This is a genomic window from Paraburkholderia sp. JPY419, assembly GCF_050435705.1.
GTDB classification, from domain to species: Bacteria; Pseudomonadota; Gammaproteobacteria; order Burkholderiales; family Burkholderiaceae; genus Paraburkholderia; species Paraburkholderia youngii.
In genome coordinates, this window is record NZ_JBNDKV010000004.1 from 1518958 (window position 1) to 1530925 (window position 11968).

The following is an 11968-nucleotide window of genomic DNA, read 5'->3' on the forward strand; positions in this document are numbered from 1 at the left end:
TTCCAGCCGCTAACTCGCCGACAACAACCCCGCGACCCGCGCCGACTTCGTCTGTACCGCGATGTCTTTCGCCGTCATTCCCCGGTTGTCCTTCAACGACCGGTTCGCGCCGCGCGCGAGCAACAGCTGGGCAGTCTCCGCGCGATCGTAGCCGGCCGCCCACATCAGCGCGGTCAGATCGTTCTTGTAGGTCCGGTTCACGTCGACGCCGGCATCGAGCAATTGACCGACGACCTTCGTGTGCCCCTCGCCCGCCGCGTATTCCATCGCGGTCTTGCCGACGCGATCGGTCGCGAGCGGATCGGCGCCATGCGCGAGCAGCAGCGCGACGATCTCGTCGAAGCCGCCGTAGGCGGCGGCCATCAGCGGTGTATCGCCCGGCGCGTTCGCATGCTGGACGTTCGCGCCGCGCTCGATCAGCGTGCGCGCCATCGCCGTATCGCCCTTCTTGCACGCGGTGACGAGCGCGGTGTCGCCGATCCGGTTCATCGCATCGACCGAGGCGCCGCGCTGCAGCGCCGCGACGACCGACTGCTGATCGTCGTCCTTCGCGGCCGCGAGCAGTTGGCGGTTGATTTCCCCCTGGTCCTGTGCGAGCGCCGGCACGCAAGCGCCGAACGCGGCGGCGAGCAGAACGGCGGCCACAAGTGGCCGAGTGATCATGTCTGTCATCGTGTCTTCCCCCGCTACTGCAGATTGTTGATATAGGCGGCCAGATGATGGATGTCGTCGTCGGTCAGATTACGCGTCACGCTGGTCATGTTGCCCGCATCGTTGGTGCGCGTGTGCGAGCGAAAGTCCTGCAACTCCTTGACGATGTACTGATAATGCTGGCCCGCGACGCGCGGAATCTCGTTCTGCCCGGAAAAGCCGCCCAGGTGGCACATCGTGCACAGCACCTCGGCGGCCTTCCTGCTGCCCGCTTCTATGCTGGCGCCATCCGCTTTGAACTGCACCGATATGGGCTTCTGCGCGGCGAAGTAGTCGGCGAGGTCCTGCATGTCCTCGGCCGACAGGTTCGCCGCCATCGGCGACATGCGCGGATCGCTGCGCCGTCCCTGCTTGAAGTCCTTCAGTTCCAGATATATATAGCGCGCGGTTTGGCCGGCCAGAATCGGATAGTCCGGATTGGTCGAATTGCCCATCGGTCCGTGACAGGCCACGCACACCTGCGCTTTCGCCTTGCCCGCCTCGGCGTCGGCACGCGCGCCCGACGGCAGCCAGGCGGCGATCAATCCGCCGCACAGCAGCGCCACCCATGCAGCGCGCGCCCCACCCGGCGCTCCCCGCGGCGCCGGCCCCCTCATGGCACCGCGAACACGATGACGCTATTGCCGCGCTTGTAGTCGAGCTGCGTATTGCCGCCCGCCGCGACCGCCACGTATTGCTTGCCGTCGAGCGTGTACGACACGGCCGGCGCGTTGACGCCCGCGCCGCACTGGAACTCCCACAGCTTCTTGCCGTTCGCGGCATCGAACGCGCGGAACAGGCCGTTGCCCTCGCCGTTGAACACGAGGCCGCCCGCCGTCGCGAGTACGCCGCCGATCAGCGGCTGGTCGGTCTTGTAGTCCCACGCGATCTTGCCGGTGTCGACGTTGACGGCCGACAGCTGGCCCCATTGCGCCTCGGACGGGATCACCTTGAACGCGCCGCCGAGCCACAGCTTGCTGCCGCCCGGATAGGCGGCGTCCTCGACCTGGTACGTCATCGGCTGATGCAGGTTGGCCGCGTAGACGAGACGCGTCTGCGGATCGAACGCGATCGGCGACCATTCGACGCCGCCGTTCGCGCCCGGCAACATGCGCGCGCCGGCCGCGGTCGGCAGCGTCCACATGTTTTCCTGCGGAATCATCGCCTGCGAGAAGCGGATCAGACGGCCGGTCGCACGATCATGCACGTACACGTGACCGGTCTTGCCCGCATGCACGATGCCGGGGATCATCTTGCCGTCGTTGTCGCGCACGTCGATCAGCACCGGCGGGCTCACCGCGTCGAGGTCCCAGACGTCGTGCGGCACGTACTGGTAGTGCCATTTGTACTTGCCGGTGTCGAGATCGATCGCGACGAGCGAGTCCGTATAGAGGTTGTCTCCCGGCCGGATCGCGCCATACAGGTCCGGCGACGGATTGCCGACCATGAAGTACACCGTGTTCGTTTTCCGGTCGATCGCCGGCGTCATCCACACGCCGCCGCCGAGCGTCTTGTAGAAGTCGCCGCCCTTGTCGGCCAGCTGCTTCTTCTCTGCGTCGATGTCGCGCTTCTCGTCGCGGCCGGTCGCGTCTTTGGTCGCCCACACGCCTTCCTGGCCGGTTTCGGGAATCGTGTAGAAAGTCCACAGCAACTGGCCGGAATTCGCGTCGTACGCCTTCACGAAGCCGCGAATGCCGTACTCGCCGCCGTTCGTGCCGATCAGCACCTTGCCGTCGACGACCGCCGGTGCCATCGTTTCCGAGTAGCCCTGGTCGGGATCGGCGATCTGGGTTTGCCACAGCACGTTGCCGGTTTTGGCGTCGAGCGCGACGAGCTTGGAGTCGAGCGTGCCCATATAGAGCCGGTCACCCGAAATCGCTACGCCCCGGTTGTTGGGTCCGCAACAGAACGTCGTGACCGGACCCATCTTGTGCTTGTAATGCCAGTACTCCTTGCCCGTCTTCGCATCGATCGCGTACACATGATTGAACGACGTGGTCAGGAACATCACGCCATCCTTCACGATCGGCGCCGTTTCCATCGATTCGTTGACAGCCGTCTGGAAGATGAACACCGGTTTGAGCTTCGCGACGTTCGTCCTGTTGATCTGCGAGCCCGGGTAATAGCGCGTCTGCGCATACGAGCCGTTCGAATGCAGCCAGACCGCCGTCATGCTGCCGGCGCGATCGAGCTGATCCTGGGTGACGGGCTGAAGCGTCGATGGCACCGGCGCGGCGGTGGTGGTCGTGCTGTTCTGTACTTCGTCGGCGGCATGAGCCGCGGGCAAGCCGAACGCGATGGCGAGCAGTGGCAGGCCGACAATTCCCTGAATACGGTTGAATGGCATGAGCGTCTCCTAGCTTTTTATATTCCTATGAATTGCAGGGCAGGAGTGCGACATGGATCCACGCGGACGACAGCGTGAAAGAACACGGTGGCGCAACCCTCGCAGACAACAAAAGCGTACGGCTTCGAATCGTTGTTTAGCTCTGTCAGGACGGGTCGGCTTCGCAGAGGGGGAGAAGTGATGCACGGGTCCGCGGCAAACCGGCTCGATTAAGGGTAGGCGATGTGTTGTGGATTTTCTAGAGTAAAGCGTTAACGAGTAGCAAGCGATCGGCGCGCATCGTTGTCCCCAGTCACTGCCGCGCTGGTCATCGTTTTCACCTACGTTGCGACGAGTGGACTACGCGTCGAAACCGAACAGCCGGCGTGGCGTTTCCCACTGGATCTGCCGCCGCAGTCGGATCGAACACGTGGCAATGGCAGTCGATCTTGTCTTCGTCGAATACGCTCATGAGTTTTACCACTGAATAGACCGCGCATTGAGCCGGATCAGAACCGCCCGCCGCGCCAATCGGCACCCGGCAGATAGTTTCGGTTGCTCTGTTCCGGATTGCGGTTTACCAGAGGTCGCGCGTAAAGCGGGTGATGCAGGCTGCGCACTTCGTGCTCGAGCCTGAAGCAACGCTCCCCGGACGCCAGATCGACGAGGTCGGCAAACCGGTATTGATGCGGCTCCTCTCCATATACGAGGCCTTTTTCGGCGAGCCGCCTGAACGGCTCCGAAAAAGCCGCCGTGTAAATCGCGATGTGGTGTCCGTCGTATTCAGGAACGGGCTCGGTTGTCTCCGCATACAGCAGTTGCTGATGCGTGCCGATGTCGATGATCGCGCGGTGCAAGCCATGCTTCTCTTCGATGTCGACGGGCGCATCGAACATATCGCGGTAAAAGCGTGCGATAGGCAGCGCGCTGCCGACCGGCACATCCATCTTCACGAACGCGATGCCCAGATCGATTTGCGACCACGGAGCCGACGCGGATCGATCGACGGGATCGAGGCACTCGTAGCGGTTGCCCCAGGGACACGTCACTTCGACACTGCCTGCGCGCTCCGTCCAGCCGAACCCGGTGCCGGCGAGCAGCGGCTCGACCGAGCGCAAACGCTTCACCAGCGCGTCGAGTTCGCCCACCACGAGACCGACACTGCCGCGCAAACGTTGCGCCGCCCCGTGCGGCAAGTGAATCTGCGAGCGGCCGATGTTGATCCACATATTCTCGACCCCGGTCATCACGAACGGATCGCGCGTGAGCCCGAGGCCGGTGACGTAGAAGGCGGTCGCGAGAATCTGGTTGGGGATTTTCAGGTTGACGTGTTCGAGCAGGATCAGATTGCCGGTATCGTCGTTAGCGTAAGAGTGTTCCATGTGTCTGCCTTGTGCATGAGCCGCGAAACGCTGGGCAAATTATGCATCAACAGCGCAAATGGTTCGTATCGAGCGACGCGCAGCCGCTTATCTCTTCAGTACCTTCCACGGTCCATCGCCGGTTTTGCAGACGATCGGCGTCCAGGTTTGCGTCTGTCCTTTCGCAACCGCGGTCAGCGTCGCGGTCCGGCAGGTTCGATCGCCGTCCTTCGTCGTATCCTGCGGCGTCACCGTGCCCTTGATCGAAACGGAATTGCCGGTGCCCGCATTGCTCCACTCGTACGATTCGCCATCCTTTTTCGTATCGAGCGCCTTTTGCGCCGCATCGTTGAGCGCTTTACGGTCGGCTTCGTGCATGTAGGTGACGGGCGTGTCTTTCAGAAAGTTCAGGTTCGCTGCATGGCACAAGACGGGGCTGGCGAGCAGCGCCGCTGCCGCCAACCACTGCGTGATCGTGAGGGAGTGCACGGCGTCGTGTGTGAGCGCGCGCACGCCGGGAAGCAATTGACGTGACATCTGGTTTTCTCCTCGAGATCATCCGCGACCCGCTTCGTCCGCGAGATCGCCGTTTTGCTGGAATGCGTCGATGAGGTCGGCCACCGAGCCGCGTCGGCTGATGTGGCCGACACGAACCTCGAGCCCCTCGGCGCGCAGCAGGTCGCGCACGTCCGCGTGAGCGCCGACGACCTTCATCCCGGTGCCCACCGCCTGCAGCGCGACGTGCATCGCCTTGAGCATGCGCGCGCCCGCCAGATCGACGACCGGCGACGCCGACAGATCGCAGATCACGAGCCGCACCGGCTCGGGCGCGGCGCGGATCATGCGCCAGATCGTCTCGCGTACGTGCTCGACGTTGAAGTACAGCAGCGACGCCTCGACCCGCACCGCCAGCACATGCGCAATCGTCTCGTTCTCGGCATGACGTTCGAGATCGGAGAAATAGCGCGTGCCGGGAATACGCCCGAGCATCGCGACATGCGGATGCGCGGCGCGGCGGATGATCAGCAGCATCGACACCAGCACCGCGACGATCACGCCCTTCAGGATGCCCAACAGCAGCACCGCCGCGAACGCCACCATCGAAATCGCGAATTCGAAGCGGCTCACGCGCCACACATGACGCAATTCGCGGACATCGACGAGGCCTTTCACGGCCAGGAGCACGATCGCCGCCAGCACGACGTTGGGCAGATTCGCGAGCAGTCCGGTGAGGAACATCAGACAGAAGCCGATCGCCAGCGACGCGAAGACCAGCGCCAGCGGGCTTTTCGCGCCGGCCTTGTCGTTGACCGACGATTGCGACAGCCCTCCCGCGACCGGAAACGCCTGGAACAATCCCGCGGCAAGATTGGCCGCGCCGAGACCGAGCAATTCCTGGCGGGCGTCGATCTCGTCACCATGTGCCTGCGCGAGCGCGCGCGCGGCCGACACGCTCTCGACATAGGCGAGCAACAGGCACGCGAACGCGAGCGGGATGATGCCATCGACATCGCTTACCCGCAGCCCCGGCAGACGGAATTCAGGCAAGCCCTGAGGCAGCGCACCCACCAGCGTAAAGCCGCGGCTGGCCAGCGACGTGACGGACAGCGCGACGATCGACGCAGCGACCACGGCGAGCGCCACCGGACGCCCCGGCAGAAGCTTTTCGCCGAGCAGCAGCAACGCGATGCAAACGAGGCCGAAGGCGAACACGCTGACATTGGTCAGCGGAAGCTGCCCCCACAGCACGGCGATCCGTTCGAAGAAAAATTCGCCGCCGCCTTTCACGCCGAACAGCTTCGGCAACTGGGTCATCGCGATCGTCAGCGCGGCGCCCGCCTTGAAGCCGAGCAGAATCGTCTCGCTGATGAAGCTGACGAGCGAACTTAGGCGCAGCAGCCAGCCGATCACGCACATGCAGGCAATCAGCACCGACGTGAGCGCGGCGATCGAAGCCCAGCGCGCCGGATCACCGTCGGCCATCGTCGCAACCGTCACGCCGACCAGCATCGAGATCGCCGAGGTCGGGCCGACCGCGAGCTGGCGCGACGAACCGAACAGCGCGTAACAGAGGCCGCCGACCAGATAGCCGTAGATGCCGTATTGCGGCGGCACGCCGGCGAGCGACGCATACGCGAGCGATACCGGAATCCCATAGGCCGCGAGCGTCACACCGGCGACCGCGTCTTTCGCGAGCCAGCGCGGCTGATAGCTTCGCAGCCATTGCGCGGGCGGAAACGCGCAGCGCCACCCGCGCGCGGGTGGCGTGGCTGACGCGAGGCCGGTGACGCCAGGTGGGTGGTTCAACGTAGCGCCTCGAGCACGAAAGCGGTGCCGACGGAAGCACGGGCGCGCGGCGTGGGCATGGCCACTTCCGACCCCGGGCGGCTCAAAGCGAATCCTTGACGCGCTGCCACGTGTGATCCGGGTTGAATTCGGTCACCGGCGGCGCATGCGGGCCAAGGTCTTTCTGGTAGATCACGCCGTTGTTGCTGACCACGAAGGTCATCACGCCGCTCTTGCCGTACTGCGCCGGATAAGCGACCATCGCGAACCCCGCGATCATGTGGCCGTTGATCACGTAGCTGAACGCGCCGCCCGGCGCGTTCTTGCCTTGCCGCGTCAGAATGCGGAAGTGGTAGCCCCGGTAAGGATCGCCCGCCGCGTGGCCTTTCAGATATTCGGAGCTGGCCGCGACGAGCGGGCCGAACGGACTTTCCTCTTCGTCGCTGTTTTCGTCGGTATGCCAGTAGAGACCGTCCTGCTTGCCCGGCGTGCTGGCCAGTTTCTGCGCGTATTCGTGCAGGCCGTCGTGGTTCCGGTCGCGCGACGCATATTGGCGCTGCGCGTCGAGATAAGCCTCCAGCACCCGGATCGCTTCGAGTTCGTTGGAGCCGATCCGTCGATTGATCAGTTCTTCTTCGCCCTCTTCGGTGGCGAAGCGCCAGCCGCCGGCATCCTTGACGATCGGTATCGGCATCGGCCACGCCTCGTCGCCGACCAGCAGAATCCGTTTGTTCGGTCCCCTGTCGTCGAGCACGTGATAGGCGTCGAGCTCCTTGCTCGCCTTGGCCCAATTCGCCTCGTTCTCCGCCTGATCCGGCGACACCACGAGGCTCTTGTGCGCTTCGCCGAAGATCGCGACGAGCGACGCTTCGTCGTCGGTCTTGAGCGCGCTGGACAGCGCGGCGACCGCGTCTTCCGGGGTGGCGAAAGTGCGCTGCCCTGCGGCGAACGCCGCCAACGGAGCCGACAGCGCGAGCACCATCGCGCACAGCCGCCGCGATGAGGTCACGCGTCGCCGCGAAACGTCGCGTGCGCGCTTTCCGGTGATGCTCTGCCCGCTCATGGCTGCTCCTTATCGCCGTCCGCCGCCGCGGCCGCCACCACCGGCCCGCGGCGTGAATCCGCCACCCCCGCGCCCGCCGCCGGAAAATCCGCCGCCGCCACCGCCGCCAAATCCACCGCCACCGGCGTATCCGCCTCCGCCGCCACGCGCCGCCGACTGGCGGCTCGCCGCGCCGCGCGCGCTGTTGGCCTGCGCGTCGCGCGCCGAGCCGTAGCCGCTGAACGCATCGCCGCCGCGCGCGCCCGTCGACGCCGTCGGACGCTGGGACGGCTGCGGCCGCCCTTGCGCGCCAGCGCCGCCACCTGCGAAGTTGGCGCCCGCACCGCCGCCAGCACCGCCAGCACCGCCACCCGCAAAGTTCGCGCCGGCAACGCCGCCCGCTCCGCCGCGGTTGCCGCCTGCCAACCCACCGCCCGCACCCGCACCCGCGCCGCCGCCGCGCGACGGCGGATCGCCGACCCGCTGCGTGCGCGCCGAACGATCGGAGATACCGCTGACCTGACCCGGCTTCTTGTCCGGGGTCCACGCGGAGGTACCGCCTCCCTGCCCGCGACCACCGCCGCGGTTGATGTCGCCCGTGTTGACATTGCCGCTGTTGATATTGCCGCGCTCGACGTTCCTATCGCCCCGGTTAACGGTTCTATCGCCGCGCTCGACGTTTCTTTCGCGGTTGATGTTGATGTTGTTGTTGCCGCCGCCCCCGTAATGCGCTTCATAGTGCCCGCCGTTCCAGGCGGCGGTAATCGCCGCGCCCCAGATCAGCCCCGTCGCGAGCGCGGCGCCGGGCGCGTACGGATAGTAGTAGGCCGGATATGGCGTGGGCGCATACGCGTAGGTCACGGGTGCACTGGCCACCACGACGGTCTGCGGGTTGTACTGCGGCACGTATATCACCTGCGGATCGGCCGGCTGGATCTTGATCACTTCCTTCTCGACGACCACGACCTGCTTGTCGTCGGATTTCAGATGCCCCGCCGACTGCGTTTGCCGCCGGAAGCGCTGAATCGCTTCGAGCACCGAGCCCTGATCGGCCACGACGGCTTCGCCGAGATCGATCGTCCAGTCGAGATCGGTGCTCATGTTCTTGACGATGTCGGGGTAATTCAGCAGCGCCTTCACCGGATCGTGCCACGCGTCGTTGAGCTTCAGCGACTTGTTGTTCTTGTACTGGTCGAGAAACCGGTCGGCCTGCACGATTTCCACCGGATAGGTGGATGCAGGCAGGATGATCGCGATCAGATCGTCCGGATACAGCGCGATCGGTCCGACGAGCTTGTCGAGTGTCGCCGCGGGAATGGGCGCGTTTACCGCGTTCGCGGGGGCGTTCGCGGCCGGCGCCTGCGCCAGCGACACCGTAGTGGAGAACGCGCCGCAGCACGCCAGAAGCGCGGCGCCCAGCACATGGATGACGCGTCGCGCGCGCCTCGGCTCGTCGTCGAGCGCCGTTGCAAACGGGATGGTGCGTGCACGCGCACGCGAATCGCGGTCCATCGATGCTTCCCCTTGCGCTTCGTCAGCGGCCTCGGGCTGCATCGCTACGCGGCAGTCCACGGCCATAATCTTCGACAGACAGTTCTCCGAAGCAATGGAAACGACCTGCACCTGTTGCATGAATACAGTTTGGAAATCACAAACGATATTGCAAATACGACCTTGGTCCGATTGCGCGCGACAGGCGCGCGACAGCATGATGAAAGCGAACCTGCCATTGCTGCGCATCCACCGCGCGGCAACCGGTCCCATCAGAATTCCCATTCACGGGTGCCGGTTGCGCCCTCACGCCTGAACCAGAGGCAGCCGGCGACTCGCACCCGCGTGTGCCCACGCAAGGAGCTGTCGTGAACAAATCGACGAAATATGCCGTTATTGCCGCGTTGACTGCGTCGCTATCGCTCGAAGGCATCGCGCAATCGAGGCCGATAGCGTATCCGGCCAGAGGGCAAAGCCCGCAGCAACAGCAGCAGGACGAAGGGGCCTGCTATGCGTGGGCGAAGAACAATACCGGCATCGATCCGACCCAGGTCGCCAACGCCCCGCCCCCGCCTTCCGGCCCCGCGGTGGGAGGCGGCGAGCGCGTGCAGGGCGCCGCGCGCGGCGCGGCCGGCGGCGCAATCATCGGCGCGATTGCGGGAGACGCCGGCAAGGGCGCGGCGATCGGCGCGGCGACCGGCACGATGGTCGGTGGATCGCGCGCGCGGCAGAACCGGCGCGCGGCCGCGGCAAATTCGCAGGCGCAAACACAGGGCGCGATGGACACGTTCAATCGCGCTTTCGCCGCATGCATGTCGGGCCGGGGTTACACCGTCAATTGACCACGCAAGGGGAACAGAATGATTAACCGCAAACTGATCATCGCGGCGGCGCTCGTGTGTGTCGCGAATACGGGGTTCGGTCAGACGGAGGCACCGGTCACGGTCAAGAGCGAGCCTGGCAAAGTCACGGTGTCGGGCACGGTCAAAACCACCTCGACGGTCGTCGGCATCGAGCCGGAGACGCGCACCGTCCTGCTGAAGGACCCGAAGGGCAAGGTCGTGCAGGTCGTGGTCGGCGAGGAAGCGCGCAACTTCGATCAGATCAAGGTCGGCGACGTGGTCAAGGCCGAGTATTCGCAGGCGCTGACCCTCATGCTGAAAAAAGGCAACGCGCCGCTGACCGCCAACGAAACGCAGATGCTCGATCGCACACCGGCAGGCGCGAAACCCGGCGGCTCGGCCTCACGCCAGGTCACGATCATGGCCAACGTGATCGCGGTCGATCACCAGAGCGGCGTGGTCACGCTGAAAGGCCCGCAAGGCAATTTGGTGGATCTGGTCGTGCAGGACCCTGAACAGCTGAAGCGGATCAAGAAAGGCGACCAGATGCAAGCGGTCTATACCGAGGCCGTGGCCATCGCCGTGGAGCGGGTTGCCGGCAAATAGCGGGCATGGCTCGCATCAGATCAGGCGGTGCGCTTGCGCGAGGTCGCTGCGGGGCGGCGAAAAATCAGCGCGTCGGAAACGCACCGTCGAGAAAACCCGCATTGCATTGGGACTTGCCGGCAGATGCGCAAGGCGAAACTCGATTTCGTGCGCGGGACGCGCATCTCCCTCTTCCACGACGACGTTCATCCGGTCGAGCCGGTATTTGCTCTTGCGCACGTAGACATGCGCGTCCGGCGCCTGCAACACACCGCACATCACGTCGAGATGCCGCTCCAGCGCCTCGGTCTTCAGGCCTAGTTGCGCTAGAGCCTGATCGTTCTCTTCGATCTGCGCCTGCAGCTTCGCCACCTCCGCGTAATTCGACGACGCATCGCTACCCAGCAGCGAGCGCACTCCAGCTCCTTGCCGTTCGAGAATCGTCAGACGCGTTTTCAGCAGCGCTCTTTCGCGTTCCAATTCGTCCTGCCGCGACGTCTCGGCCTCGATCTTGCCGAGGCCTTCGAGCACGAGCTGATCGACGATCCGCAACAGGATTTCATGCCGCAACGCGGCTTCGGACTCGCCGCACACGCGCACCTGGTGATCGCTGAAGTTGAGGGTCGTCTGCGCGAGGTCGGTCTGGGTCGTCTCGCCTCGTTGGCCGACGCCGAAAACGCGCCGCTCGTCGAAGGCCATGCCGAGCACCGCGAATACCGGATCGGCAACGGGATGGTCGCTGAAGAACTGATTCAGCTCGTGTGAGCGGTTGAAGACCGGGCAGACGTCGTCGGGTGTGGCGAAAAAGGCGTGGATGTATGGGTCGGTCGCCCACGCCGCCGCGCTCGCTTCGCGCGCGGGGGGCACTTCATCGGCGAGCCGGTCCAGATAGGCGAGCGTGTGTTGCACGGCGGGCCGCAGGCGCGACGCATAGTTGCGCGCGAGCCGCAACGACGGACAGAGCCCGACGATCCGCTCGACGATTTCCTGCGCCTGCTGATCGTCGCTCTCCTGGTCAGCGCTGCGCTTCGTCAGCCACGACAACAGACCCATCTCCGGCTCCCGTCGCCCGTTACGACTCGTCGCGCTCCGGCAGCAGTTGCGCGACGATCGTGTGGTTCTTCCAGAACAGGTTATGCACGCGGCTTTGCAGTATGCGCAGCCCGTCCGTGGGCACGTCGTCGAAGACGACCACCGCACCCGGACGCGAACCCGTGCCGGGCACCCGCTGGATCGAGCTGAAGCGCGGGAATCCGTAGCGAATCAGGAACTCGCCGATCTCTTCGTCGGAGACGCTTTCCTCGACGTTTCCAAGAAACAGTTCAGCCATGATGCTTACTCCTCC

12 protein-coding genes are annotated in these 11968 nt (G+C 64.9%); 2 read left to right on the forward strand and 10 right to left on the reverse strand.

Going from position 1 to position 11968, the window contains the following annotated elements; all coding sequences use genetic code 11:
- Nucleotides 1–9: 9 nt before the first annotated feature.
- From QFZ91_RS35540 to QFZ91_RS35575, 8 genes are all read right to left on the reverse strand, one after another.
- The gene (locus QFZ91_RS35540) at nucleotides 10–672 is read right to left on the reverse strand and encodes an ankyrin repeat domain-containing protein (RefSeq protein ID WP_176120541.1); all 663 of its coding nucleotides are present in this window, start codon (nucleotides 670–672) and stop codon (nucleotides 10–12) included.
- A gap of 14 nt (nucleotides 673–686) precedes the next feature.
- Nucleotides 687–1307, reverse strand: coding sequence for a c-type cytochrome (locus tag QFZ91_RS35545; RefSeq protein WP_429570111.1), 621 nt, complete (start codon nucleotides 1305–1307; stop codon nucleotides 687–689).
- A complete protein-coding gene (locus tag QFZ91_RS35550; RefSeq protein WP_176379727.1) occupies nucleotides 1304–3037 on the reverse strand; it encodes a pyrroloquinoline quinone-dependent dehydrogenase in 1734 nt (577 codons plus the stop codon). Before QFZ91_RS35550 ends, QFZ91_RS35545 begins: the two co-directional genes overlap by 4 nt.
- 488 nt (nucleotides 3038–3525) lie before the next feature.
- A complete protein-coding gene (locus tag QFZ91_RS35555) occupies nucleotides 3526–4398 on the reverse strand; it encodes a VOC family protein (RefSeq protein ID WP_429570112.1) in 873 nt (290 codons plus the stop codon).
- 87 nt (nucleotides 4399–4485) lie between these two features.
- Nucleotides 4486–4914, reverse strand: a complete 429-nt coding sequence (locus QFZ91_RS35560; RefSeq protein ID WP_429570113.1) for an RT0821/Lpp0805 family surface protein — start codon at nucleotides 4912–4914, stop codon at nucleotides 4486–4488.
- Between the two features lie 18 nt (nucleotides 4915–4932).
- Complete coding sequence (locus QFZ91_RS35565; protein WP_429570114.1) at nucleotides 4933–6684, reverse strand: SulP family inorganic anion transporter; 1752 nt, start codon at nucleotides 6682–6684, stop codon at nucleotides 4933–4935.
- An 82-nt stretch (nucleotides 6685–6766) separates the two neighbouring features.
- The gene (locus tag QFZ91_RS35570; RefSeq protein WP_429570115.1) at nucleotides 6767–7726 is read right to left on the reverse strand and encodes a DUF2950 domain-containing protein; all 960 of its coding nucleotides are present in this window, start codon (nucleotides 7724–7726) and stop codon (nucleotides 6767–6769) included.
- A gap of 9 nt (nucleotides 7727–7735) precedes the next feature.
- Nucleotides 7736–9217 (reverse strand): DUF3300 domain-containing protein, encoded by a 1482-nt coding sequence (locus QFZ91_RS35575; protein ID WP_429570116.1) that lies wholly within the window; start codon nucleotides 9215–9217, stop codon nucleotides 7736–7738.
- A 347-nt stretch (nucleotides 9218–9564) separates the two neighbouring features.
- Here QFZ91_RS35575 and QFZ91_RS35580 point away from each other — a divergent pair, with 347 nt between their 5' ends.
- Both QFZ91_RS35580 and QFZ91_RS35585 read left to right on the forward strand, forming a co-directional pair.
- Nucleotides 9565–10038 carry a glycine zipper family protein gene (locus QFZ91_RS35580; protein WP_176107434.1) on the forward strand — a complete coding sequence of 158 codons (474 nt, stop codon included), beginning with the start codon at nucleotides 9565–9567 and terminating at the stop codon, nucleotides 10036–10038.
- Between the two features lie 18 nt (nucleotides 10039–10056).
- The gene (locus QFZ91_RS35585; RefSeq protein ID WP_429570117.1) at nucleotides 10057–10644 is read left to right on the forward strand and encodes a hypothetical protein; all 588 of its coding nucleotides are present in this window, start codon (nucleotides 10057–10059) and stop codon (nucleotides 10642–10644) included.
- 15 nt (nucleotides 10645–10659) lie between these two features.
- Here QFZ91_RS35585 and QFZ91_RS35590 read toward each other — a convergent pair whose 3' ends face one another.
- Together QFZ91_RS35590 and QFZ91_RS35595 are read right to left on the reverse strand one after the other, a co-directional pair.
- Nucleotides 10660–11676 carry a hypothetical protein gene (locus QFZ91_RS35590; RefSeq protein WP_429570118.1) on the reverse strand — a complete coding sequence of 339 codons (1017 nt, stop codon included), beginning with the start codon at nucleotides 11674–11676 and terminating at the stop codon, nucleotides 10660–10662.
- Nucleotides 11677–11695: 19 nt separating this feature from the next.
- The gene (locus QFZ91_RS35595) at nucleotides 11696–11953 is read right to left on the reverse strand and encodes an RNA-binding protein (RefSeq protein ID WP_176107432.1); all 258 of its coding nucleotides are present in this window, start codon (nucleotides 11951–11953) and stop codon (nucleotides 11696–11698) included.
- Nucleotides 11954–11968 lie beyond the last annotated feature (15 nt).

Bases quoted from the DNA above. Each gene is read 5' to 3' on its own strand.
- QFZ91_RS35540 (WP_176120541.1), bottom strand. From the start codon at position 672: ATGACAGACATGATCACTCGGCCACTTGTGGCCGCCGTTCTGCTCGCC.
- QFZ91_RS35545 (WP_429570111.1), bottom strand. From the start codon at position 1,307: ATGAGGGGGCCGGCGCCGCGGGGAGCGCCGGGTGGGGCGCGCGCTGCA.
- QFZ91_RS35550 (WP_176379727.1), bottom strand. From the start codon at position 3,037: ATGCCATTCAACCGTATTCAGGGAATTGTCGGCCTGCCACTGCTCGCC.
- QFZ91_RS35555 (WP_429570112.1), bottom strand. From the start codon at position 4,398: ATGGAACACTCTTACGCTAACGACGATACCGGCAATCTGATCCTGCTC.
- QFZ91_RS35560 (WP_429570113.1), bottom strand. From the start codon at position 4,914: ATGTCACGTCAATTGCTTCCCGGCGTGCGCGCGCTCACACACGACGCC.
- QFZ91_RS35570 (WP_429570115.1), bottom strand. From the start codon at position 7,726: ATGAGCGGGCAGAGCATCACCGGAAAGCGCGCACGCGACGTTTCGCGG.
- QFZ91_RS35575 (WP_429570116.1), bottom strand. From the start codon at position 9,217: ATGGACCGCGATTCGCGTGCGCGTGCACGCACCATCCCGTTTGCAACG.
- QFZ91_RS35585 (WP_429570117.1), top strand. From the start codon at position 10,057: ATGATTAACCGCAAACTGATCATCGCGGCGGCGCTCGTGTGTGTCGCG.
- QFZ91_RS35590 (WP_429570118.1), bottom strand. From the start codon at position 11,676: ATGGGTCTGTTGTCGTGGCTGACGAAGCGCAGCGCTGACCAGGAGAGC.
- QFZ91_RS35595 (WP_176107432.1), bottom strand. From the start codon at position 11,953: ATGGCTGAACTGTTTCTTGGAAACGTCGAGGAAAGCGTCTCCGACGAA.